The 23567-nt window shown below is 63.1% G+C and carries 30 protein-coding genes; 27 read left to right on the top strand and 3 right to left on the bottom strand.

Features of this window, described 5'->3' with window-relative positions; translation table 11 throughout:
- Positions 1–10: 10 nt before the first annotated feature.
- A complete protein-coding gene (locus E5221_RS01725) occupies positions 11–223 on the top strand; it encodes a hypothetical protein (RefSeq protein WP_163002502.1) in 213 nt (70 codons plus the stop codon).
- Here the strand turns inward: E5221_RS01725 and E5221_RS01720 are convergent.
- From E5221_RS01720 to E5221_RS01710, 3 genes are all read right to left on the bottom strand, one after another.
- Positions 193–447, bottom strand: coding sequence for an ogr/Delta-like zinc finger family protein (locus E5221_RS01720; protein ID WP_081259025.1), 255 nt, complete (start codon positions 445–447; stop codon positions 193–195). The genes E5221_RS01725 and E5221_RS01720 overlap by 31 nt on opposite strands.
- 72 nt (positions 448–519) lie before the next feature.
- Positions 520–1365, bottom strand: coding sequence for a phage portal protein (locus tag E5221_RS01715; RefSeq protein WP_247847718.1), 846 nt, complete (start codon positions 1363–1365; stop codon positions 520–522).
- Positions 1292–3334 carry a terminase family protein gene (locus tag E5221_RS01710; RefSeq protein WP_232889830.1) on the bottom strand — a complete coding sequence of 681 codons (2043 nt, stop codon included), beginning with the start codon at positions 3332–3334 and terminating at the stop codon, positions 1292–1294. The genes E5221_RS01715 and E5221_RS01710 overlap by 74 nt, the downstream gene beginning before the upstream one ends.
- Positions 3335–3494: 160 nt before the next feature.
- On the opposite strand from E5221_RS01710, the gene E5221_RS01705 reads away from it, so the two are divergent.
- The 26 genes from E5221_RS01705 to E5221_RS01580 all read left to right on the top strand — a co-directional run bounded on the left by E5221_RS01705 (position 3495) and on the right by E5221_RS01580 (position 23565).
- Positions 3495–4457 carry a GPO family capsid scaffolding protein gene (locus E5221_RS01705; RefSeq protein ID WP_063977328.1) on the top strand — a complete coding sequence of 321 codons (963 nt, stop codon included), beginning with the start codon at positions 3495–3497 and terminating at the stop codon, positions 4455–4457.
- Entirely contained in the window at positions 4457–5476 is a 1020-nt protein-coding gene (locus E5221_RS01700) for a phage major capsid protein, P2 family (RefSeq protein ID WP_122048486.1), read from the top strand. The genes E5221_RS01705 and E5221_RS01700 overlap by 1 nt, the downstream gene beginning before the upstream one ends.
- The gene (gene gpM / locus E5221_RS01695) at positions 5473–6198 is read left to right on the top strand and encodes a phage terminase small subunit (protein ID WP_122048487.1); all 726 of its coding nucleotides are present in this window, start codon (positions 5473–5475) and stop codon (positions 6196–6198) included. The genes E5221_RS01700 and gpM overlap by 4 nt, the downstream gene beginning before the upstream one ends.
- Positions 6199–6296: 98 nt before the next feature.
- The gene (locus E5221_RS01690) at positions 6297–6758 is read left to right on the top strand and encodes a head completion/stabilization protein (protein WP_122048488.1); all 462 of its coding nucleotides are present in this window, start codon (positions 6297–6299) and stop codon (positions 6756–6758) included.
- Positions 6755–7201 (top strand): phage tail protein, encoded by a 447-nt coding sequence (locus E5221_RS01685; RefSeq protein WP_122048489.1) that lies wholly within the window; start codon positions 6755–6757, stop codon positions 7199–7201. The genes E5221_RS01690 and E5221_RS01685 overlap by 4 nt, the downstream gene beginning before the upstream one ends.
- Entirely contained in the window at positions 7194–7874 is a 681-nt protein-coding gene (locus tag E5221_RS01680; protein ID WP_122048490.1) for a phage virion morphogenesis protein, read from the top strand. The genes E5221_RS01685 and E5221_RS01680 overlap by 8 nt, the downstream gene beginning before the upstream one ends.
- A gap of 10 nt (positions 7875–7884) precedes the next feature.
- A complete protein-coding gene (locus tag E5221_RS01675) occupies positions 7885–8994 on the top strand; it encodes a DUF2586 domain-containing protein (protein ID WP_122048491.1) in 1110 nt (369 codons plus the stop codon).
- Between the two features lie 2 nt (positions 8995–8996).
- Positions 8997–9446 carry a DUF2597 family protein gene (locus E5221_RS01670; RefSeq protein ID WP_063977335.1) on the top strand — a complete coding sequence of 150 codons (450 nt, stop codon included), beginning with the start codon at positions 8997–8999 and terminating at the stop codon, positions 9444–9446.
- A complete protein-coding gene (locus E5221_RS01665) occupies positions 9446–9658 on the top strand; it encodes a TraR/DksA C4-type zinc finger protein (protein WP_122048492.1) in 213 nt (70 codons plus the stop codon). The genes E5221_RS01670 and E5221_RS01665 overlap by 1 nt, the downstream gene beginning before the upstream one ends.
- Entirely contained in the window at positions 9655–9861 is a 207-nt protein-coding gene (locus E5221_RS01660; protein WP_122048493.1) for a hypothetical protein, read from the top strand. The genes E5221_RS01665 and E5221_RS01660 overlap by 4 nt, the downstream gene beginning before the upstream one ends.
- On the top strand, positions 9858–10388 hold the full coding sequence (locus E5221_RS01655) for a lysozyme (protein WP_122048494.1): 531 nt from the start codon (positions 9858–9860) through the stop codon (positions 10386–10388). The genes E5221_RS01660 and E5221_RS01655 overlap by 4 nt, the downstream gene beginning before the upstream one ends.
- Positions 10376–10870 (top strand): lysis system i-spanin subunit Rz, encoded by a 495-nt coding sequence (locus E5221_RS01650; protein ID WP_122048495.1) that lies wholly within the window; start codon positions 10376–10378, stop codon positions 10868–10870. The genes E5221_RS01655 and E5221_RS01650 overlap by 13 nt, the downstream gene beginning before the upstream one ends.
- A complete protein-coding gene (locus E5221_RS01645; RefSeq protein ID WP_122048496.1) occupies positions 10867–11154 on the top strand; it encodes a putative phage tail assembly chaperone in 288 nt (95 codons plus the stop codon). Before E5221_RS01650 ends, E5221_RS01645 begins: the two co-directional genes overlap by 4 nt.
- On the top strand, positions 11151–11321 hold the full coding sequence (locus tag E5221_RS01640; RefSeq protein WP_163002503.1) for a hypothetical protein: 171 nt from the start codon (positions 11151–11153) through the stop codon (positions 11319–11321). The genes E5221_RS01645 and E5221_RS01640 overlap by 4 nt, the downstream gene beginning before the upstream one ends.
- A gap of 3 nt (positions 11322–11324) precedes the next feature.
- Entirely contained in the window at positions 11325–13316 is a 1992-nt protein-coding gene (locus tag E5221_RS01635) for a phage tail tape measure protein (protein WP_122048497.1), read from the top strand.
- A complete protein-coding gene (locus tag E5221_RS01630; protein WP_063977342.1) occupies positions 13316–13633 on the top strand; it encodes a DUF2590 family protein in 318 nt (105 codons plus the stop codon). Before E5221_RS01635 ends, E5221_RS01630 begins: the two co-directional genes overlap by 1 nt.
- Positions 13630–14805 (top strand): baseplate J/gp47 family protein, encoded by a 1176-nt coding sequence (locus tag E5221_RS01625; RefSeq protein ID WP_122048498.1) that lies wholly within the window; start codon positions 13630–13632, stop codon positions 14803–14805. Before E5221_RS01630 ends, E5221_RS01625 begins: the two co-directional genes overlap by 4 nt.
- Positions 14798–15376, top strand: a complete 579-nt coding sequence (locus tag E5221_RS01620) for a phage tail protein (RefSeq protein ID WP_063977344.1) — start codon at positions 14798–14800, stop codon at positions 15374–15376. Before E5221_RS01625 ends, E5221_RS01620 begins: the two co-directional genes overlap by 8 nt.
- A gap of 15 nt (positions 15377–15391) precedes the next feature.
- Positions 15392–17065: a phage tail protein gene (locus E5221_RS01615; RefSeq protein WP_122048499.1), complete on the top strand. Its 1674-nt coding sequence runs from the start codon at positions 15392–15394 to the stop codon at positions 17063–17065.
- A 7-nt stretch (positions 17066–17072) separates the two neighbouring features.
- The gene (locus E5221_RS01610; protein ID WP_122048500.1) at positions 17073–17783 is read left to right on the top strand and encodes a phage tail protein; all 711 of its coding nucleotides are present in this window, start codon (positions 17073–17075) and stop codon (positions 17781–17783) included.
- Positions 17780–18700: a hypothetical protein gene (locus tag E5221_RS01605; protein WP_122048501.1), complete on the top strand. Its 921-nt coding sequence runs from the start codon at positions 17780–17782 to the stop codon at positions 18698–18700. Before E5221_RS01610 ends, E5221_RS01605 begins: the two co-directional genes overlap by 4 nt.
- Complete coding sequence (locus E5221_RS01600) at positions 18697–19251, top strand: DNA-binding protein (protein ID WP_122048502.1); 555 nt, start codon at positions 18697–18699, stop codon at positions 19249–19251. Before E5221_RS01605 ends, E5221_RS01600 begins: the two co-directional genes overlap by 4 nt.
- A complete protein-coding gene (locus E5221_RS01595; RefSeq protein WP_122048503.1) occupies positions 19248–19952 on the top strand; it encodes a hypothetical protein in 705 nt (234 codons plus the stop codon). The genes E5221_RS01600 and E5221_RS01595 overlap by 4 nt, the downstream gene beginning before the upstream one ends.
- Positions 19925–20875, top strand: coding sequence for a phage baseplate assembly protein V (locus tag E5221_RS01590; RefSeq protein WP_122048504.1), 951 nt, complete (start codon positions 19925–19927; stop codon positions 20873–20875). Before E5221_RS01595 ends, E5221_RS01590 begins: the two co-directional genes overlap by 28 nt.
- Positions 20876–22603 carry an SGNH/GDSL hydrolase family protein gene (locus E5221_RS01585; RefSeq protein ID WP_122048505.1) on the top strand — a complete coding sequence of 576 codons (1728 nt, stop codon included), beginning with the start codon at positions 20876–20878 and terminating at the stop codon, positions 22601–22603.
- Positions 22600–23565, top strand: a complete 966-nt coding sequence (locus tag E5221_RS01580) for an SGNH/GDSL hydrolase family protein (RefSeq protein ID WP_163002516.1) — start codon at positions 22600–22602, stop codon at positions 23563–23565. The genes E5221_RS01585 and E5221_RS01580 overlap by 4 nt, the downstream gene beginning before the upstream one ends.
- Positions 23566–23567 lie beyond the last annotated feature (2 nt).

The following is a 23567-nucleotide window of genomic DNA, read 5'->3' as shown; positions in this document are numbered from 1 at the left end:
GAGTTACGCCATGACACACCCTGCGCCTTGCCTGATCCAGCTTGCTGACGATCTTGAAAGTCACGGCAATTTGCTTGCCCTATTGAATGAAGTCCCAGCAGACGAACTTACTGATCGTGGACGCATAGGCCTTATCCAGTTTTCACACTCCCTGATGAGGGACTTCGAAAAGATCGAAAAGCAATTTAAGCGCTATCGAGCATCAATTGCACCGAGCTGTTGAAATATTTCTTGCTGTCGTGCTCTGGGTAACGCCCGCAGTTGATCGAACACAAGTCGGTCCATCATCTGCGCAGAAGGCGTCAGGGTATGCGAGAAAGTCAGGTGCGCGACCCAGCGGTGGCCGCAATCCAGACAAGTGCAGTACAAGGAAGAAAACTCCCGTGATATGTCGTTCCTAGATGATATCCGCCCCTTCCCGTTACATTCCTTGCAGTAAACTCGCATATCCCCTCCCCAGGGTTCCTGTATGGGTACTATTTTGCCACACAAAAGTGCTCAATGCGCCGATAGTTCATTTCAAGACTCAGCCGCAACCTGCTCCCTCCAATTGAACCTGCGATCTTCCCGCAGAACTTCATTCGCCTGCTCGAACAACTGACAGATCGGCAAAATCTCGTTGCTGGTATATACCCTGTCGATTTTCTCGATGTCCCCGAACCCACCGCTGTTCTCCGGAATGATGCCCGCCAGTGCCGGATTCATGCGCCAGGCGGCGATGATGTCGTTCCTGGTGATGTTCTTCACTTTCTCCAGCTCGTCCTTCGCCTGGAAATCACCCACTGGGATGATCTTGATCGCGTTCTCATGCCCGCCTGGAATGTTCACGAACATCGAACGGAAGTTACCCACCCCCTTACTTGCGCTGATTTGCGAGCGCAGGTTGTCTTCGTCCTCCTCGGACAAGTTCGGATCATTGGTATAGAAGATGTAGCCCGCGTGGGCACCGTTGCTGTAGTAGCGCCGACGGAACAGCGTGGCCGCTTCATTCAGCAGCAGCGCCTGCAGGCCGCCGAGGTAGTCCGGAATCCCGTAGATGTTCTGCTCGACGTCGTAGTCCTTGATGTGGACAATCTCGTCCTGGTCGTACTCCTCCTCCTCGCCGTTCTGCAGCAACTGGACAAAGCCGCCATCCACCTTTACGCGCATGTTGATCGCCGGCAGGTGCTCCAGCTCCAGGACGTGCCCCAGGAAGTTTTCGTGCGCCAGGAAATAGGCCTCCCCGAACACCATGTAGTCCAATGCGGCGCAGCTCATCGTGTGAGCACTGCAACCTTCCGACGCGATGAACTCACGCAGCAGCAAGTTGCGCTTGAACTTGGGAATGGCGCCGTGATGCGCGTTGGCCCGCAGCAGCTTGGCCAGGCCGGCGCGGGAGACCGGCGGTTTGTACAGGCGTCCGTCGTCGCTGGGAAAGATGCCCAGGTACTCGCCGATGTTGGACGTCAGCACCTGCTCTGGCTCCCCGAACGTGAACACCCGCGTGGGCTGCTGTGCCTGTCGCTGTCTGGCGTGGGGTTTTGTCTGTCGTTTGGGCATGGCTTCCGCTCGTGAGGTAACGGCTCTTGCGCCGCTTGTTGGTGTTCAAGGGTTCGTTGTGCAGGGCGTGCATCACAGCCCATGCGATGTCGGCGTGGCCGGTGGCCTCGGTCCTGGACGCGCTGAAGGTGATTTGCCCGCCGCCGGTGGTGCCGCGCTTGATGGTCAGGAAGGCCTGCGCGATATCGGTCCAGCCCGCGTCCCACTCGATCCGGCCTGCGCGGATAACGTCCTGGGCTTTCAGCACCAGGGTCGTTTTCGTTTCCAAGCTGTAGTGGATCCGCTGCGCACGCGGGTAGAAGTCGCAAACCACGTCGTACACCCCGATGCCGACGCCAGTGGTGTCGATGCCGATGTGCTGGACGTTGAAGCGCTCGGTCAGTTTCTTGATCTGTGCCGCCTGGTACGTGAACGACTGTCCACGCCAGCTGTATTTCTCCAGGATCCGGAAATTGCCGCCCGGATCCGCCGGCGGCGCGACGACAACGCAAGTGGCATCGTCGCGGGTACGGCTCGGGTCGTAGCCGATCCAGACCGGGCTGTTGCCGAATGGTCGATCCGCGTCTTGGTCGTAGTCGTCCCATAGCATCAGGTCGGAGTAGCAACCTTCCAGATCCTTTAGGCCGAACGCGCTCTGCGTGCTGTCGATGAACTTGCAGTAGAACAGCTGCTGGAACTTGTCCTCGTCGTACTCCAGCTCCAGTTGGGCTACATCGAACAGATCACAGCCACCGGCAATAGCGTCGTCCAGGGTGATCGTCTTGCGCCATTGACCGTCTGGGCACAGCGCGCCCTGGGTGTATGCGGCCTCCGCTGGCCACTCGCCGGCCGCTTTCTTCCGGCGTTTGTCGTTGCGGAAGGTCTCGCCCGTCCAGAACGGGTACGCCTGGTGGCTGACAGCGCTGGGCGTGGAGAAATAGGTCTTGCGCCATTTCTTGTGTGTGCCCATGGCACTGGCCACGGTGCTCAGCTTCTCGAAGTCGCGGATCCAGAAGTATTCGTCCACATAAACATGCCCGTGATAGCCCTGGGCTGTGCTGCTGTTGGTCGAGAGGAAACGCAGCTCGGCGCCGTTGCTGAGGACGATCGGGTTGCCGGTCAGCTCAATGCCGAACCACTTCTGGGCAAACTGGATAATGTAGCTACGGAAGATCTCGGACTGGGCACGGCTGGCCGACAGGAACACCTGGTTGTCCCCAGTCAGCACGGCATCCATGAAGGCCTCGCCGGCGAAGTAGTAGGTCAGACCGACCTGCCGACTTTTTAGGATGTTGCGCAGCCTGCAGGTCAGCGGATTCTGTTTCGCCGCGAACAGCTCCTGCTGGTACCGGTACATTTTGGAAATGAACTTGTCGAGGAAGTCCACCTCGGTCAGGCCACTGACATCGTTCTTCGCGGGTTTCTCCCGCTTCTTGCCACCGCCACCGCGACGCTCTCGGCGCTGGCCCTGGTCCCGATCGCCCTGCTCCCGCGCTGGCTCGCTCGCCGCCGGTGCTGGTGCGGCTGGCTTGCTCGCCTGCTTAATCAGCTTTTCCCGCACAGCAGTCAGCCGGTCCAGCTCGTCCAGGTCGCCCTTGGTCAGCGTGTCCTGTTTTTCGCAGATGAGCGTGATCCGCCGGCTGATCGCTGTCAGCGGTTCCTCATCGGTCAACATCTCGTCCCAGCTGCCTTGGCGGATCCAGTAATAGATGATCCGCACGTTCGGCAGCTTCAGTTGAGCCTGGATTTCCTTCACCGAGGCACGGCGCAGGTACAGCCGCTTGGCGGCCTCTTTGACTTCGATCGAGTAGTTCATGGGGAGGAGTCTATGCGCCGAAACAGCCCCAAACGCGGTGTAGAAGTGAGCGAAATTCCTAGAATTAACGAATAGGAATTCTGCTCAAGCAAACCGATTGGCCGGTGCCGATCGGCTCCCTATCGTGGCGCTCATCGACCCCCACCGAGCGCTTCAAACGATGCCCAGATCCCTTGTCTCCTACTGGAAACGCGTAGCTGTCAGCGGCCCGACCGCAGACGGCCGCGAAATCACAGTCCAGGAGCTGCGCGACTGCGCGGACACCTACAAGTTGTCCCGCTATACCGCTGTGATCTGGAGTGAGCACGAACGCTGGCCAGGCTCCCACGGCACCGTCTTTGCCGTACGCCTCTTGGACGAGAACGACGATCCAGAGCTGGAGCCTGGCCAGGTGGCCCTGGAAGCCCAGTTGAAGCCAAACGACAAGCTGCTGAGCCTGAACGACCAGGGCGAGAAGCTGTTCACCAGCGTGGAAATCACCCCGAATTTCGCCAACAGCGGGCGCCATTACCTGACCGGCCTGGCTGTCACCGACTCCCCTGCCAGCTTGGGCACCCAGGAGCTGTATTTCTCCCGGGGCGCCCGCAAGGGCCATCGCTACCACAAGACCTCCTACTTCTGCGCTGCCGTTGAGCTGGGCGGGCTGCGCGAGGGTGGCCGGCAACAAAGCGAGCTGCGCCGTCTGTTCTCTGCTTTGACCGGCCTGTTCAAGAGCTTCGCCGAAACCACAACCCCCTCACCCGACGAGACCAAACCGATGGATGAAGCAACAGCCAAGGCGCTCAAGGCGCTGTATGACCAATTCGTGATCCTGCTGGCCGGCCTGCAGGCTGTCCTGGAACCTGTAGTTGAAGACGTCGATGACGCCGACAACAAGGAACAGGTCGATGCCGTGGGCGCAGCCGTCCAGGATGTGGTGGACGAAGCGGATGAAAACCGCGAGTTCAACCGCAAGGGCGGCAAAGGCGGCAAGGGCAAGGATGAGGTCAAGGAACTCAGCGCCCGCGTTGAGGAGCTGACCCAGACCATGACCCAGATGTTCAACTCGACCCAGAACCGCCGCCAGGTCAAACGCACCACTGGCGCAGCTGGCGAGAAGAAACGCGGCGGGGGTCTGCGCTAATGGGCGCCCTGTCGAAACGCGCTGCAGCGGAGTATCTGCAGCTTCAGGACGACCTGGCCGAGGCGTACAGCATCGATGACGCCACCCGCACCTTTGCCGTGGAACCGACCCACGCCCAGGAACTGAACGACCAGATCACCGAGCGCGTGGACTTCCTGGGTCGCATCAACGTAATCGGCGTGACCGAGATCAAGGGCGAGAAGGTCCTGCTGGGCCTGAGCGGTCCGGCAACCAGCCGCACCGATACCGACTTGAACGATCGCGAGCCGCGTCACCTGCTCGATCTACAAAACAACGTCTACGAGCTGTTCCACACCGAAACCGATGTGGCTTTGAAATTCGCCACCATCGATGCCTGGGCCAAATTCCCGGAGTTCGCCCGCAAGTACCTGGAGGCCGTGCAGAAGCGCATCGCCCTGGACCGCATCCTGATCGGCTGGAACGGCACCCACGTCGCCAAGCAGACCAACATCACCAACTACCCGCTGCTCCAGGATGTGAACAAGGGCTGGCTGCAGATCGCGCGTGAGCAGATCCCCGAGCAGGTCCTGAAACCCGCTGATCCGGCCGTCAAGATCAAGATCGGCAAAGGCGGCGACTACGAAAACCTCGACGCCGCGGTGCACGACGTCAAGCAGATGATCGACCCGGTGTTCCGTGACGAGGGCGACCTGATCGCCATCATCGGCTCGGACCTGCTGGCCCACGACAAGGGCAAGCTGTACGCCGCGCAGGGGCAGACCCCGACCGAGAAAGAGCGCATCGAGAATGCCCAGGTGATCGAGACCTACGGCGGCCTGCCCTCTTTCCTGGTTCCGTTCTTCCCGGCCAAGGGCATCCTGGTTACCTCCTGGGACAACCTCTCGATCTACTTCCAAGACTCGAGCTGGCGTCGCCACCTGCTCGAAAACCCGAAGCGCTCCCGCGTCGAGGACTACAACGGCCGCAACGAAGGTTACGTGATCGAGCAGCTGGGTAAGTTCGCCTACCTGGAATCCGACGGGGTGGAAACCGTATGAGCCTCGCACTAGCGCACAAGCGCCGTGTGCTGGAGCAAGGCACCGCTGCAGTGGCCCAGGTGGCCGCTGCAGCGGCCCTGCCGTACTCCCCAGGCGAGGCCCTGAGCAGCCCGGCGAATGCTCGCAAGCACCTCAAGCTGATGGAGGCCAGCCTGGACGAGGATCTGACTCGCCTGAAGGCGATCCCGAGCCTGGCCGGCAAGCAGGACCTCAAGCGTACCGAGCTGCTGCCCAAGTATCAGGAATACATCCAGCGCTACATCGAGTCAGGCCAGGTCATGCAGAACCGCGTCCTGGTTCAGGTGATGGTCTGGCTGTTCGACACCACCCAGTTCGATGACGCGCTGGAACTGGCCGAGATCGCGATGGTGCAGGGGCAGCTGATGCCGGAGCGCTTCAAGCGCCGCGACATCCAGACCTTTGTCGCTGATGCCGTGGGCGACTGGGCTTATGCCGAGTACGACGCCGGCCGCAGCCCCGAGCCCTACCTGTCGGATCTGCTGCCTCGTGTGGATGGCGAATGGAACCTGCCGGAACAGATCCCGAGCAAGTTCCACAAGCTGATCGGTATGCGTGCCATGGATGGCGAGCAGTGGGCTGTCGCCCTCAAGCACTTGGAGCGTGCCACCGAGCTGTACCCGAAGGCGGGCTGCAGTACGCGCATTGAGAAGTGCCGGCGAGCCCTGTCACGCCAGGAAGCCGCCGCCGGCGGTACCGAATAACCAACTACCCCCCCAGCGGGAACCCGTGAAGCGGAGTCGGCCATTTATGGCCAGCCCCCGCCGAAACGGTGTCTCCCGCCCTTTTCGAGTGACCAGCGATGAGTTTTTCAGGCAAACCCTCGACCGTGGTGGACCAGACCATCGAGAACAACGGCTTTTGGCCGGACCTCTCCCTGGCTGAGTACCAGAAGGCTTACCGCCTGCCCGGTGAGTACCTGAGCGACACGCTGGTCACTCACCTCAACATCGCCATGGGCGAGGTGAACCAGGACCTGACCAAGCTGATGGCCAGCTGGCGTGACCTGGGCATCACCGAGGTGGCCACCGCCGACTCGCTGCTCCTCGAGGAGCGGGCTTACAAGGTGACGCTGTACAAGCGAGCCGTGTACTGCAGAGCCAAGGCCACTGCCCTGACTGACTTTGCGACCGTCACCCGTCGCGAGGTGGCTGAGAACACCGGCAAGGAGGCACCAGAGCGCGCTGAAACCTACCTGTCATTCAGCCAACAGGCCGTGCGCGCTCTGCAGGGCCGCAGCCGCATCACGGCGGCCTTGCTATGAGAAAGATCCAGGCCCTGACCGCGTACCTGCTCGATCGGCAGCTGGTGCTGCCCGAGCAGCTGCAGAGCTGGGTCGAGCAGATGGATTCCGAACTGATCTGGAAGGAAACCGAGCGCGGCCTGCACATGGGCGACATGACCTATCGGGCGATCTTCGATCTGGAGCGCTTCACTGGCTCCCCGTCCCGCCTGCTGGCCCTAGTCGGCACTTGGCTGGAAGCGAACGACCCAGACCGCGAAGACCTGCCGGCGCCGGCGTTCGTGATTGAGCCGATCGACCTGGACAACGAGCTGTTCGACGTCGAGCTGACCCTGCAGTTCGTGGAGCCCCAGTACCTGGCCGAAGACGACGATGGCGAGTTCCAGGCGTTCGGCAAGACCTGGGCATTCGTCCCCTATGACCTGTGGATAGCCGAGGAAGGCGAGGCGGTGGCCCGTGGCTAGCCGTCTGTTCGACCTCGATGCCCGGGGCGTCCTGGACGTCCGCGAGCAACTGGCGCTCCTGCAGCTGGAGCCGCGTCTGCGCCGGCGCCTGCTGAACAACGTGTCGAAGCGCGTCCGCACCATGAGCCGCAAGCGGATCCGCAGCCAGGAGAACCTGGACGGCTCCCCCTTTGCCGCCCGCAAGAACCCGGAGCCTGGCCAGAAAAAGATGGAGGCCGGACTGGGCAAGCTGATGCAGGTCACCAGCGTGACGGCCGACGAGGCCGTCCTGGGCTGGAAGAACAGCCTGACCTCCTGGGTGGCTGCCCAGCAGCACAACGGTACCTCGGAGCGCCGCACCGCCCAGCAAATGCGCCGTTGGAACAAGGTCGACGAGGGATCGATGTCGACGCCCAAGCAAGCCAAGCGGCTCCGCCGCCTGGGCTTCAAGGTGCGCCAGGCCGGCAAGAAGCGGCTGTCCCGCCCGTCCGTGGCCTGGATCCTGGAGCACGTCAGCTACATGCAGGCCGGTGTCTTGATCCGCGTCCTGGACGAAACCCGGGGCGAGACCACCGGCGCCGACAGCTGGGAAATCAAGCTGCCCAAGCGCCAGTTCCTCGGCGCAAACAGCAACCACGACACCACCGAGCTGGTGCGCCTGGTACTGCAACAAATCCTCAACTCTCAACGCTAAGAGGCATCCCATGGCACTCGGCACTGTCGGCGTCAACAATCTCAACCTCGGCCAGGGCGCCGTGACCGAGATCGAGCGCTATTTCCTTTTCATCGGTCCAGCGAGCAAGAACACCGGCAAGCTGCTGGCCCTCAATACCCAAAGCGATCTGGATAACGAGCTGGGCGCCACTGCGTCCGACCTGAAAACCCAGATCCTGGCTGCACGCCAGAACGGCGGCGACAAGTGGGCGTGCATGGCTGCCCCGATCGCCGTCAACGGCGACTGGGCGGCGGCTGTGGATAAGGCGCAGCAAGATAACGTCTCGGTCGAGGCTATTGTCATCACCGTACCTGTGACGGACAAGGCCACCTTCGACGCCATGAACGCCAAGGCCCTGGAGATCAGTTCCGTCTATGGTCGTCGGGTGTTCATCATGGCGGCGATCGCTGGCATCAGCGCCGCCCAGGACTGGGCTACCTACCTTTCCGAAGCCAAAGCCAAGGTGGCCAGCGTGGCCGCCCCGCGCGTACTGCCTGTGCCACAGCTGCACGGCAACAACCTGGGCGTGCTGGCCGGGCGCCTGGCCCGGGCAGACGTGAGCATCGCGGACAGCCCTATGCGGGTGGCCACCGGTGCCCTGGTCGGTCTCGGCCCTGTACCAGTGGACAAGGACGGTATCCCGCTGCCCTCCGCGATCTTGGCCGAGCTGGACAAGGCGCGGCTGTCGGTACCGCAAACCTACCCGGACTACCCCGGCACTTTCTGGGGCGACGGCAACATGCTCGACGCCCCGGGCAGTGACTACCAGGTAGTCGAGTACTTGCGCATTGCCGACAAGGCCGCTCGTCGTGTTCGCGTCCTGCTGATCCAACGCGTCGCCGACCGCAAGCTGAACAGCTCGGCAACCTCCATGGCGCAGAACAAGACCGCCCTGATGAAGCCTCTGCGCGATATGTCGCGTTCGGTCGTGTTCGCCGGCGTCCAGTTCCCGGGCGACATCGAGTCGCCGGCCGACGACGCCATCACCCTGGTCTGGACCAGCAAAACCGCCGTTGTCGCGTATCTCAAGCTGCGCCCCTACAACTGCCCCAAAGACCTCACCGCAAACATCGCTCTTGACCTGAGCGACGAGGAGTAACCATGTCCAAGATCGGCGGCAAGAACTTCGACATCACCGTGGGCGATACCTTGATCCACGTTGAAACCGTCACTCTCGACATCACCGACAACAGCGCAGTTGCTCAAAGCCGAGGCGTGCCAGATGGCTACGTCGATGGCGACGTGGCTGCGAGCGGCGAATTCGAGCTGGACAGCGCCAACTTCAACCTGCTGATCGAGGCGGCACGCGCTGCGGGCAGCTTCCGCCAGCTGGAGCCGTTCGACTCGCTGTTCTACGCCAAAACCCCGACAGATGAGATGCGCGTGGAGGCGTTCGGCTGCAAGCCGAAGATCTCCAGCCTGCTGAACATCGACTCCAAGGGCGGCGAGAAGCACAAGCACAAGGTGCCGTTCGACGTCACCAGTCCGGACTTCATCCGCATCAACGGCGTGCCGTACCTGGCCGCGACCGAGATCGAGGGCCTGCGCTGATGACCTGCCCGTTCGATCGCGCCCAGGCCCTGGAACAGCGTCAGCGTGACCAGGCGATCACTGCCGCACTAGCCCGTGCGCGCTCGACCGGGCCGAGCCTGACCCACTGCGAGGACTGCGACGAGGAAATCCCCGAGGCGCGTCGCGTCCTTGGCGGCATGACTCGCTGCGTCCCTTGCCAGTCCACTTTTGAGAACAGAGGTCACCGATGAGCGCTAATCAGGCAGCTCAAGACACCGCTGTTGCCCTGGCCAAGGCCTCGCCCGCGATCGGCGTGGCCGCAACCGGGGTGACTGGCACCGTCGATTGGTCGGCGGTCGCCTACATGCTGACCGCTCTTTACATGGTGCTGCAGATCCTGCTCCTGGCCCCCAAGTACCGCCAGATGCTGCGCGACTGGAAGGGCAAGCTATGAGCCTGCGCAACAAGATCCTGACCGGCGCCGTCGCGCTTGTGCTGGGCAGCAGCTCGCTGATGGCGTTCCTGGGCGAGTGGGAAGGCGACGGCCAGAACGTCGTCTACGCCGACCAACTGGCCCGGGGTCTGCCGACCGTGTGCAAGGGCATCACCCGCTACACCAGCCCATACCCGGTGGTGGTCGGCGACTACTGGTCGCCGGCGCGGTGTGCCGAGGTGGAGCAGCTGGTGGTCGAGCGGGGCCAGCTGGCCCTGGCCGACTGCCTGACCAACGACAAGATCACCCAGAACACTTTCGACGCGCTGTCGAGCCATGGCCACAACTTTGGCGAGCCCAACACCTGCGCAAGCCGCGCCGTGGTGCTCATCAACGCCGGCCGCATCGCTGAGGGCTGTCGCGCACTGGCCTGGGGCGCCGATGGCAAACCGGTCTGGGCCTTTGTCACTGATGCCAAGGGCAAAAAGGTTTTCGTTCCTGGGCTGCACGCGCGTCGGCTGGCGGAGGCGAAGTTATGCGCCTCCTGATCGTGCAAGTGCTGGCCGCGCTGCTGTTCGCCGGCAGCACCTGGTTTCTGTTCGACCGCGTGCTGGAGCAGCGCGACTCCGCCCGATCGGAGCGCGACAGCGCGCAGAAAGAGGCATCAGGCTTGCGCGAGGCCGCCAGGATCACCGGCGAACGCCTGGCTATTGCTGCTGCCAACGACGCAAAACACACCAAGGAACTGAGCAATGACCTCAAGGCCAACCAGGATCTGCGCGCTTCTGTCGGCACTGGCGATCAGCGGTTGTTCATCCAGGCCAGCTGCCCCGCCGCCAATGTGCGCGCCGATTCCGCCGGCGCCGGCGTGGCTGATGCAGGCGCCCCCGAACTCGCAGCAAACGCTCGACCGGATTATTTCACCCTCCGCGACCAGCTCGCCCTCAGCAAGCAAATGATCCTGGGGCTGCAGGACCACATCCGCAGCTTCTGCACCACCCAACCCGCTACCACTGGAACCGAAAAATGACTGAACGCACCGAAATCACCCTGGACGTCGCTGGCCAAGACTTTGACTTCGTCATGGATGCAGCCCTGATGACCAAATACATCAACAGCCTGACCCCGGCCAACAAGGTCGCCCCAGCGCACAACCTGCTGATGACCTCCGTGAGCCAGGATCAGAAAGCCAGCCTCAAGCCGCTGCTGGCCAACCCGATGACCGCCATCCAGATCGCTGGCGCGCTGATCGAGGAGTACTCGCCAACTGTTGAAGTCACCGTAAAAAAGCGCTCGGCCACGCTGAACGCTTGACCGAGGACGGACTGGGCCAGCTGCTGGCCCTGGCCGATCGCTGGCTACCTGGTGCAGATCGATCGCCCGAGACCCTGGGCACAGCCAAATGGCTGGAGGACGAGCACTGGCGGCGAATGGAGATCGCCATAGCCAACGGCATTTCAAGAGCATTCAACGGTAACTGACCCATGAGCGCGAACGCTTCCAGCCGCCTGGACTTCATTCTGAGCCTGACCGACAAGGTATCGGCTCCCTTGGCCAAGGTGACCAAGGGCTTCGACAACCTGGCCACCCAGGGCGAGGCCAACATCAGGCAGATCGGTACCGGTGTCGCCGGCGTCTGGGGTGCCCTGACCGGGATCGAGGCGTCGATGGCTCCAGCGCTGGATGTGAACCGCGCCCTGGGTGACGTCCGTTCGCTCGGCGTGGCCGAGGATGCCCTGGCGTCGCTCAACGCCCAGGCCCTCGACTTTTCGGTCTCCTACGGCGGCAGCGCCGAATCCTTTGTTGCCTCCGCGTACAAGATCGAGGGCGCCATCAAAGGCCTGGCCGGCACCCAGCTGGCCACCTTTACCAACACCAGTGCCGTGCTGGCCAAGGCCACCAAGTCCGACCAGGACGTGATGAGCGAGTACGTGGGCACGCTCTACAACCTGCAGAAGCAGCAAGCCGACGCCATGGGTAAAAGCCAGTGGGTCGAGAAGCTGGGCGGCCAGACCGCCCTGGCTGTGCAGCTGTTCCGCACCGGTGGCGAGCAGATGAAGGAAGGCTTCAAGGAAGCCGGGGCAATCGCCTCGGCGTCCGGCATCGACCTGGCCGAGCAGATGGCAGTGATCGGTAGCCTGTCCAGCACCATGGAAGGCGGCGACGCAGGCGGCCGCTACAAGGCGTTCTTCGAAAACATCGGCAACGCCTCGGACAAGTTGGGGATCAAGTTCACCGACACCAACGGCAAGGTCCTGCCGATGCTGGACATCATCAGCAAGCTGCAGGGCAAATTCGGGGACCTGCGCAACGCTGCGGCCAACAGCAAACTGGTCGAGGCGTTCGGTGGCGAAGGCGCCCAGGTGATCGGCGCCCTGGCCCAGGACACCGATCGACTGCGAAGCGGCATCGATTCGCTGGGCAAAGTGCGCGGCCTGGAGCAGGCCGAGAAGATGGCAGCGGCCATGGTCGACCCGTGGCAGCAGTTCGGCGCAGCTGTGCAGGCGCTGCGCATCGCGTTCGGCCAGGCCCTGATCCCGATGCTGCAGCCGTTGATGGAGAAGCTGGTCAGCATCGGCAAGACCATGACCAGGTGGACGCAGCTGTTCCCCAACATCACCCGGGTTATGGGCATCGCCACCTTGGCCGTGCTCGGCATCACCGCTGCTATCAGCGCCCTGACAGTGATCGTCGGCCTGAGCAAGATGGCCATGATGGGCTTGAACGTGGTCTGGACCCTTTTGACCTGGTCAGGCTGGAAAAGCATCGCCATGTTCATCGCCCACACTGTCCAGGGCGCGCTGTTCATCGTCAGGATCCTGGGCATGATCGCAGCGATCGGCCTGGCCAAGGCCTCGATGCTGGTCTGGCAGGGCGCCATCTGGCTGGTGAACGCGGCACTGTCCGCCAACCCGGTCGGCCTGGTTGTCCTGGGTGTGCTCGCCCTGGTCGCGGTGGTGGTCGCAGCGATTGCCTACTGGGACCAGTGGACCGGTGCCCTGATGGACACCGCCGCCTTCCAGTGGGTGATGGAGCAGCTGGATGCGCTCAGCGCCTGGTTCAACACCATGGGCGGCTGGACGGGCATGGCCAAAGCCGCATGGGACGGCATCGTCGGCGTGTTCCGATCGGCGCTCGACCAGGTGATCGCCATGCTCAACAAGATCCCGGGCGTCGAGATCGAGGCCAACCTGGGCGCAATGCCGGACATCGCCAGTCTCGGCACGCCGGCCGGGGGCAACGCAACTGATAACGCCGTCGGTGTATCCAGCCTGGGCTCCCAGGCCGAGTACAAGCCTGTCGGCAGCCTGAGCCCGACCCGCGCTACGTCCGTGCCCGCCGGCGGCCTGATGACAAGCATCCAGAACACCCAGAACCAGAACCGTGGAACCCATGTGGAAAAGGTGGAGATCAACACCGCCAAGCCAATGAGTCCGCTTGAGCTGGAAAACATGATGGCAATGGCGGCCGGCTGATGACGCTCTACATCGATCTGCTCATCACCAACAACGACCTGACTCTGGACCCGTCCAACCAGCCCGTCCTGGTGGACGACCGGGCCAGCATCGCCCAGGACATCGCCCACATGATCCGCGAGAGCGGCCTGCTGGTGACGCTGATGGCCGAGCGCGACCGCTTCCGCCGTACCGACTGCATCAAGCAGCTGGAGCTGCTGGTGGAGGAGGACGAGCGCCTGGTACCGGGCACCGTCCAGATCATCGAGACCGGCAGCGGCAAGTACCTGGTCACTGCAACCACTGTTGAATTCGGAACCACCGAGGTAGCCCTGTGAGTGACGTTGATTTCAAAAAAGCCCTGCAGGATGCCGGCGTGCCGACGACCGAGGCAGGCCTGCGTGCTGCTTGGGAGAAAGAGGTAGCCGCCCAGGGCAGCAAGCTGAGCAACACCAGCTCCTGGTCGCCGTTCTGGCGCCTGGTGACCGCCATCGTCACGCAGCCCGTGCTGTGGCTGATCGAGTTCATCGCCGGCACCGTTCTCCCCAACTTTTTCGTGAAGACCGCGACCGGGGCCTGGCTGGACATGCTGGCCTGGGCGGTGAACGTCACCCGCAAGCCGTCGACCAAGGCCCAGGGGCAACTGCTGTTCACCCGCAGCGCGGTCGCCGGCGTGCTGGAGATCCCAGCGGGAACCCGCGTCCAGTCGGTGGCCATCAACGGCAACGTCTATGTCCTGGTCACCACCGCCGCCGCCCAGTTCCTGGACGGTGACGCCCAGGTGCTGGTCGCGGCCGAGGCCACCGAGGCCGGCAGCGGCTACAACCTCGCCCCGGGCTACTACTCGATCCTGCCCGAGCCGATCCCCGGCGTGATCCAGGTCGTGAACGCCGATGGCTGGCTGACCATCCCGGGCGCCGATACCGAGCACGACGACGACCTGCGCCTGCGCACCCGCAACCAGTTCAGCGCCGTGAACCAGTGGCACACGGACGCCGTGTACCGGGCAATCATCGCCTCGTTCCCGGGCGTGGAGCCCGATGGCGTGTACTTCGAGCACAATGCCCCACGCGGGCCTGGCAGTGCCAACGCCTTTGTCCTGTTCGAAGCGGGCTCGCCGGCCGAAAGCTACCTGGCCACCATCAATGCCTACATCCGCGACCAGGGCCAGCACGGCCACGGCGATGACCTCCTGGTGCAGGAAATGCCCCCGACCCTGCACACGGTGCGGGTGGTGGTCTGGCCCCGGGCCACGGTCGGCGCCGATCGGCACCAGGCGCTGCTCGATGACATCGAGCTGTTCATCCGTGCAGCTTTCCGAGAAAGCTCGGACCGCGACTATCAGCCGACACTGACCTACCCACAGTCCCGCTTTTCCTTCAGCCGTCTGGGCGAGGAGCTGCACGAGCAGTTCGCCGGCATCGAGTCGCTGCAGTTCGACAACGAGGACATCCTGTCGGAGCTGACCATTCCCCGCCTGTCCGGGGTCCAGGTGGTGCTCGGTGATTAAGCTCAAGCTGCCGTTCTGGCTGGAAGGCACCGAGCTGACCAAGCTCAAGAACGCCGCGCAGTCCTGGTGGGAAAAGGTCGAACAGTGGCTGAAGTGGCCGCTGCTGCAGATCGATGCTGAAACCTGCCACCTGACCGTGCTCGATCTCCTGGCGTGGCAGCGCGACATCCAGCGCTTCCAGGGCGAGCCGGAGGCCCTGTATCGCCTGCGCGTGAAGTACGCCTTCATCAACGCGGTCGAGGCCGGCAGCACCGCCGGCATGATCCGGATCTTCCAGCGCTTGGGCATTGGCTACGTCGAGATCCAGGAGCGCCTGCCCGACCAGGACTGGGACATCGTGTCCCTGCTCCTTTCCGACTCCCAGCTGAGCGAAAACCCCGTGCTGCTGCGCGTGCTGATCCAGCAGTACGGCCGCACCTGCAGGCGCTACGAGTTCTCGACCATCACCCCCGTATCCATGGCCGTCTGCCTGGCGGAGTTCAACGACGACCAGGTGACCCTGAGCGCCGTCCTGGACACCAGCGCGAGCCGCCTGGTCGTTATCAACGAGCTGGCCACCGTGGCCAACTAGCCCTGAGAGGAATCCATGGGAGCAAGCATTACCCTCGCCGGCGAGCGCCTGATAGCTCAGAAAGAGGCGGCCAACGAAGGCCTGGACATCGCTCGGTTCATCTTTGCCAACGTGCCCGGGCTGAACCCCGCCACGCCGGTCAATCGCTCGGCCGGTAAGCCGCCGGCGGCACAGATCGTCCACACCCAGGACTACACCCGTAAGGGCTACGTCAACCCGAACCAGGTGATCTACAGCATCATGCTGGGGTCCGATATCGGTGACTGGGACTTCAACTGGATCGGCCTGGAAACTGCCGACAACGTCCTGCTGGCCGTGGCCTACGTGCCCCTGCAGCAGAAGCGCAAGAACATCCCGCCGCTGCAGATCGGTAACAACCTCACGCGCAACATGCTGCTCAAGTTCGACGGTGCCCAGCAGATGACGGGCATCACCGTCGACGCGAGCACCTGGCAGCACGACTTCACCGTGCGCCTGAGCGGAATCGACCAGCGCGAGCGGCAGAGCAACCGCGATATCTACGGGCGCGCCCTGTTCGTCGGTGACGGCCTGGCCGTAGAGCGCAGTTTCGGCGTGTTCCAGCTCAAGCCCGGGCGGGCCTACATCGAGGGCATTCGCCTGGAGCTGGTCGACGCCCTGCAGTTCACCGTTCCGGCGTTCCCGGCCAAGGTCTGGCTGAACGTCGCCCTGGAGCGCAGCGAAAGCGATGTGGTGGCCACCTGCAAAGTGGTGATCGCCAACGCCGAGGGCGATCGCACCGATTCGGCGGGTGTCCGTCACTACCTGGTCCAGATCGCCGGCATCGATGCCAGCGGCAATATCACTGACCTGCGCACCACCAAGTCCATCGCCGGCGCCCTGGTCGAGCACTTCGCCGCCAAGGACGGCGATTACGAGCTGCTGCGCGCACGCGGCACGACCAAAGAAGACGTAGGGCTGGGCAACCTGCCGAACGAGAAAAGTGACGACCCGGGCACCGCCAGCAGCGAGATTCTGGCGACAACTGCCGCCCTCAAGGCAGCCATGGCCCAGGTCGAGAGCGCCCTGGTGGGCATGATGGTGTTTTTCCCAACCAGCACCACGCCGGCGGGCTTCCTGCGCTGCAACGGCGCCGCCGTGTCCAGGACGGCCTACGCCCGACTGTTCGCCCAGATCGGCACCTTCTACGGCGCCGGCGATGGCGTGACCACGTTCAACCTGCCCAACCCACGGGGCCGCTTCCTGCGCGTCCTGGACGACGGCCAAGGCCTCGATATCGGCCGTGTCCTGGGCAGCCTGCAGGCGGATGAACTGAGAAGCCACGCGCACACCGCGTCGTCAGCTGCAGGCGGTGGACACACCCACACCGCCTCCGCTGCAGCAGCTGGCGGACACACCCATACGGCGAGCACCGATAACCAAGGCGCGCATACCCACACCGTCAAGGAAGGCACGGTCGGGGTCGTTCTCGGCCAGGGCGAAACCCTGACCTCAGGTGACGACCTCACCACTGGCATCAACAACTACTCGACCACCTCCAGCGCTGGCAGTCACGCGCACAACGTCACCGTGAACGCCGTGGCGGATCACATCCACGCCGTCACGGTGAACGGCGTTACGGACCACACCCACACCATCACCGTGAACGCGGCCGGCGGTACCGAAACCCGCCCAGTGAACGCCGCCTATCCGCTGTTCATCAAGTATTGAGGCTGTCATGACCACCAAGACCGTTTATCAAACCGACGAGCTGGGCATCTATGTCGGCCCGGCTGTGGCCGACGCATCGCCGCTGGAGCCCGGCGTGTGGCTGATCCCCGCCCGGTGCGTGGAGCAGGAGCCGCCGAGCGCCCCGGAAGGCCAGGCCGCGCTGTGGGACGGGCTGAGCTGGAAGCTGATCGACTGCTACCGAGGCCTGACCGCCTACAACACCGCCACCCGGGAACCCATGCTGATCGATCGCCTGGGGCCTCTCCCGGCCGGCTACACCCTGGAACAGCCAGGCCCGGGGCAAGTCTGGGAGTTCGGCCAGTGGGTGGATGACATCCCCGCCGTGGTCGAGGCCCTGTACCAGGAGCGCGTCCAGGCTGTGGATGCAGCCTGTGCACAGGAGATCACCGGCGGGTTCTGGTCGTCGGTCCTGGGCGATCGGCATTGCTACGGGAGCACGCTCGAGGAACAGATGAACCTCACCGGTGCCGTGCTCAGCGGCGCTGACCTGAACTATCCCTGCCTCGATGTCGACGGAATCAAGGCGTTTCGGCCCCACACCGCCGACCAGCTCCGTCAGCTGTCCGGTGATTTCACCGTGTTCCGCTTGGGCCGACAGGAGCTGGCTTACCAGCTCAAGCTGCAGCTGAAAGAAGCCCGCGACGCCCAAGACATCGACGCCCTGACCGCTATCACCTGGGAGAACGTCGCGGTATGACCTGGAGCCCCGTCACCATGCGCTGGCCCAGCGAGACCACCAGCTGGCTGGCCGACCTCGATGCCGCGAAATCGCTGGCCACCAGCGAGCTGGCCAGCACCGGCGAACGGATCACCGCGCTTAAAGACCTGGTCAGCACTGCGCCGAGCCTGGTGGGCGAAATGGCGGCCGCAGCGGTAGCCGCTGGCCGCAGCGCCTTGGCCGACGCCCTGGGCGAGGTGCCGGCGTGCCTGGTCGTGACCCCATTCCAAAGTGGGGTTGGCCAGGGCCGAGGCCTGCAGCGCTACCTGTCGGCGCCGAACCTGGTGCGCCATCTGGGCGCCAAACTGGAGGATTCCAGCGACCAGAGCCGCCCAGGCGGCGAGCAGTACGCCCTGGTCGTCCTGTTCCTCGGCACCCGCTACGACCGTTTCGCGTCGACGCTGGGCCGCTTCAATGCCGTGCTGCCCCTGCCCGAACTGCAGCGGGCGCAGAACCGCGCCGGGCGCCTGTTCGAACTGGAAACCTCCAAGTGGGAGCTACCGAGCGCCGGCACGCTGCCGCGCTGGGGTGGCCTGCCGCTGAAGCGCTCCACCATCACCCGGGCCGCGAGCCAGGCCATGGCCGGCCAGCTGGCCGCACTGGAGAGTTTCGCGGCCAGCTCGCCCATGGCCGACCTGCAGGCGATGGCAGCCCGCAAAGCTGAGCGCGCAGCCGCGCAGGCCCAGCAGCTCGCTGATCTCAAGGCCCAGTTCGACGGGGCCACCGCAGAAACGACCATCAGCGCCCGCCTGATCGGCCCGGGCAACGCCGCAGAGCTGCGCCGTCAGCTGCTGACCGGCGACGCACCCGGGCACGAATGGCCGCTGTCCGCCGGCGTCATGCTGGTGGGCTCGCTCAAGGGCCTCAGTTTCGTGCGCGAGCTGGTGGGCCTATGACCTTGCTCCTGGACGGCGAACGAATCCGCGGCCGCAGCATGAAGGTCACCGGAGACCTGCGTATCGAGAGCGGCGATATGTCGGGGCAGACCAGCAACACCGACACGGCGCACAAGGGCTTCAAGCCCAAGACCTTGACCGTCACGCTGCTGATCGCCTTTGTCGACGCGGAGCATCTGCGCGCACTGATGCGCCTGGCCGAGGCCACGGAAAGCGGTGGCCAGCTCAAGACGTACCGAATCGTCAACGACACCGCGACGGCCATGGGCATGAGGCAGGTGCAGTTCTCGGACGGGGTCAGCGCCCGGGAAGACGACTCGCTGCTGGCCTGGCGGATCCAGTTCACCCTCACCGAGAAGCTGTCGAACCCTGAGCGCGTGGAAAAGCGCAGGACCGGCAATGCGGTCAAGACCCAGAGCGCCCCGGGCCAAGGCGTGAGCGGTACCAGCAGTGGCGCCGGCGGCGCCGATGACAGCGGTACCGGCCAAGGCCTGACGGGCTTCGAATCCACCCTCAAAAAGCTCGATGACTGGCTGGGGAGCAAATCGTGAAGCTCCATAAAGTCCTGAGCATCGGCGGCGCCGTGCACGACCTGGTCAAAGATGATGTCCGACTGGACCTCGCCACCCCCGGCCGCGCCCAGTTCACCATCAAGTCCACCGTGCCCGTGTCGGGCCTGGTCACGCTCGACATCGGCTACAACGACTCGCCCCTGCAGCGGCACTTCATCGGCTACGTCGAGCGGTCGACCTCGGTCAACCAGGTGGAGCAGGTCCTTTACTGCCGCGAGCTGGCCGCCATCCTCGCCAAGCCGCTCCCGCTGAACCTGCGCCATGCCGATCTGCGCACCGTGCTGGCCGCGATCGGTGAACAGACCGGCCTGCGTTTCCGTGTGCCGGCGCAGGCCTACGCATCGATCAAGGCGCCGTTCTTCTACAGCCTGGCGTCCGGCTTCCAGGCCATGGACAGCCTGGCCCGGGTTTTCTCAATCCCCGACCTGATCTGGCAGCAGCAGGGCGATGGCGAGGTGTTCGTGGGGAGCTGGGAACACAGCTTCTTCGGCGCCCGATCGCCCCTGCAGCTGCCGGTCGAGCTGTTCAACAACTACCAGGGCAACCAGAGCGCCGTGATTGCGGCGCTGCCTGGCCTGCGTCCTGGTGCAACCATCAACCAAGGCGAGCGCGTCACCTCCGTGGCCCTTGTCGGTACCGAAATGGCGATCAAATGGAAGACGCAATCCGGCGCTGCGTAGAGCGCATGTATCCGGAGCTGAGCGGCGGCTATCACCTGCCGCGCATGGCCCGGGTCGTCGGTGTGGCCGATGCGCCCGCCGGCGCAACCATCTGCGACGACTTCCGGCCGCGCTTCGCGGTCGACCTGCAGGTCCTGGACGAGAACGGCGAGCCGGACGAGGCCCTACCAACGCTGGCCGGCGTGCCGCTGCCGGTGCCCACGGGCGGTGATGAAATGGGCTTCTTCAGCTTCCCCGAGGAAGGCACCACCGTAGTCGTCGGGTTCACCCAAGGCCTGCCGCACAAGCCGTTTATCCAGTGCATCCTGCCCCATGGCCTGTCCTTACCCCGGGTACCCAAGGGCGACCAGGTCTGGCAGCACAGCGAGGCCTCGCAACAGCGCGTCGAGTCGGATGGCAGTTGGACCCGCCAGACAGACGGCGGGATCACGGACAAGTCGACCGATCGCCAGGTGGAAAGCCTGACCAATGCCGAGCGGTACCAGAGCGACAGCCGCACCATTGATGACCACTCCACCGAATCGGTGGGCGGTACCAAAAAGATCGAGGCGCTGGGCGCGCTCCAGCTGCTGTCCGGCGGTACCGCCAACTTGGCAGCGGTGGACGACCTCAGTCTGGCCACCGGCCGCGATCTCAACCAGGTGGTTGCTCAGAAGCTCAACCTGGCCGTGGGTGGCGACCTGATCGAGCGCGTCCAGAAGGCACGCAAGAGCATCGCCAAGACCACTTGGCTCGGGTCTGAGTCGGTCAACGTCCTGCAGGTGCTGTGCGACCTGATCGACCTGGTGGTGCTGATGAACACCGACCTGGCCGGCCACACCCACGGGCCGAGCCCTGTCCCTTCCAATGCCGGCGCCTTCGCCGGGCACGCCGGCACTGGCGCACAACTTTCTGGGCAACTGAAGCCCATCACAGGAGCTTGAATGGAACTGAAGAACTACTTCGCCCAGGACGACGCCGGCAACATCCTGCCGAACGCGATCTGCTATCTGTACGAGCGCGGCACCGAGATCCTGGTAAAAAATCTGCAGGCTGCTGACGGTACCGCGTTGGTTAACCCGTTCACGGCTGACGACAAAGGCATGGTCGTGTTTGCCGCGCCCAACGGACTGTATGACCTGCGTATCACCAAAGGCGCCCGGGATAGCCGAATCCGCGTGCAGTGCCTGGACCTCACCGACCACCTGAACCGGCTCGCAGGCAACCCAACCCCCAAGGACTCGCCATGGCTGGCCAAAGGCGACGGGGTAACCAACGACACGGCCGCATTTGCCGCGTTCGAAGCTGTCGTGAAGGGTCGCCGTGTCGACCTGGGCGGCTCGGTGTTCGTGCTCGATGAACTGCCTATAAAGAACTCGTACCTGAACGGGGCGTTCAAGGTCGGCGGATTCACCCGCATTACTGCGCTGAACGACAACCTGTCAGCCCAGCCGCCACGCTTCCACCGTATTGGCGGTCAACTGGCCATGCTCAAAGAGTCGCTGTCCAACCCGCTCGAGCAACTGACTTCGCTTGTCGTAATTGCCGACTCCATCGGCTGGGGTAGCGGCACACCAGGCGAGCAGGCGGTGACTGATCCGCGCAATGGCACGCTGGCAGACCCCCGGAACAACTTCGGTGCCCCGTCCTGGTTCAACGAATTCGCCCGCCACATTGGCGAGCGATACGCCTTCAAGGCACCTCCGGTCCTGTCCAACTGGCCGGCCAGCCCATCGGGCGAGTGCATCGTTGAATACACCGTGACCCATGATCTGTACCCCCGAGGAGGGAGGTTCAACGTCCAATCGGTGGGGCCATCGGTGAGCGTCACCGACGCGCTCACCTCGGGATCGGTGACCAACTGCCAGCGAGTTTTCGCCGACGGCAACTCCAACGGCACCTCGTACCACTCGGTCAGCTTCCAGTTCACCGGGACCACCTTCGCGCTGCACTTCGGTGTAGTAGGTGATGAACTCACTGGCGGTCTGGACTATGAGCTGTTCGTGGATGGCGTCTCCCAGGGCGTGTTCACCACATCGGCAGGCGAGGAAGGACTGACCTACGGCAACAACCGGATCCGGAACCACACCTTTGGCTACGTCCGGAACAAGACCGTGGAAATCCGGACCAAGCGCCGTGCCAGCCAGACGACAGGGACCAAAGCGTTGCGGATGGAGGCGATCCGGGTCAAAAAGACGATCCGCCTCACCAACCAGGCGATCAACGGCGCGACCACGCGCAGCTATCGGATGTACAACCTGCCGGGCAACACGTTTGGCCACGGCAACGCTGTCGGGCCGCAGGACAACTATGTGATCGTCGCCCTGGGCACGAATGACCGGATCCGCAACCCGTCGCAGCCGCAGAGCGTGAACGAGTTCAGCGCCAACCTGGGCGCGCTCTTGGACATCGTCCAGCCGATGGCCAACGTGATCCTAATGTGCTCGAACCCGTCGAACAACGAAAATCCGGAGACCTACGCGTTTACGATGCAGGACGTCCGGGGCGAGATCTACCGCACCGCCCGGGCGCGAAGCCTGGACATGATCGACAACTATGCAGCCCTGTCGATTCCAGACATGAGCCTCATCGCGAACGACGGTCTTCACCCGAATGCGCTTGGCTATTACCTGTACTCCAGGAATGTGATCGGCTCATTAGAAGTAGCTTGATCAAACCCACCGGACGACGGGTTTTCTTGTTTTTTTCTTCGGTGTATCACTTTACAATCGCCGATTTTCACAAGGATCTACAAGTGAACAGGAGAAAGTTTCTAACGTTTGCGGCGATAGCAGCAGCGTATCCGGCATATCGCGGCTTCGCATCGTTGGTAGATAACCAATTGATCCAGTCCAATGGCGGCCAGCTCGGAAGGCTAAAGGCAGCTCTTGCTGATCCGAACCGTCAGATGACAGGCATAGCCTTTGTTGGCGACTCGATTACCTGGGGCACTGGTACGAGGCAGGGCCCGAATCCCGACCCTCGAAACGGTACGCTGGCCGACCCTCGCGATAACTTTTCGAGCGAAAGTTTCGTTAATAACGTGAAGCGGTATATTGGTGAGGCTTACATGCCTGGTGCGTCCGTAAGTCACTCGAACTGGCGTACCTCGCCATCCGGGCAATCAGTAGTCGAATTTTCTCGGAGCAGCACTCGCAAGACTGTAAGAATTAGTAATCAAGGCATCAACGGAGCGAGCACCACTAGCTATATGGCACGTAACCTAGTTTCATCAGACAAGGATAGCTACGCTCTGCTACCTGATGATGAATTTGTGTTCGTCCAACTCGGGACAAATGATCGAATAATCGACCGAAGAAACCCTAAAAACGCTCACGAACTTACTGCAAATCTTGAGCGACTGGTAGCGCAAATCAGCGAAAGCTCCGAGGTAATACTGATGTGTGCGAACCCGTCGACTGTGGAGTCGTCTGGTCGCTACTTGTTTGACATGAGGACCGTCAGGGACGCAGTCAGCGTCGCCGCAAAAAACACTGGCGTAGATTTTATTGATAACTACGCATTATTTGAGAATCTTGACATTAAATATTATATGAATGACGGCAGCCACCCTAATGTAAAGGGTCATGCAGTAATCGCATCCCATATAATTTCTGCGATCCAAATGTCATAAAG

This window comes from Pseudomonas sp. A2 (assembly GCF_023100865.1).
Taxonomy (GTDB): domain Bacteria; phylum Pseudomonadota; class Gammaproteobacteria; order Pseudomonadales; family Pseudomonadaceae; genus Aquipseudomonas; species Aquipseudomonas asiatica.
This window is presented reverse-complemented; position numbering and strand designations above follow the sequence as displayed.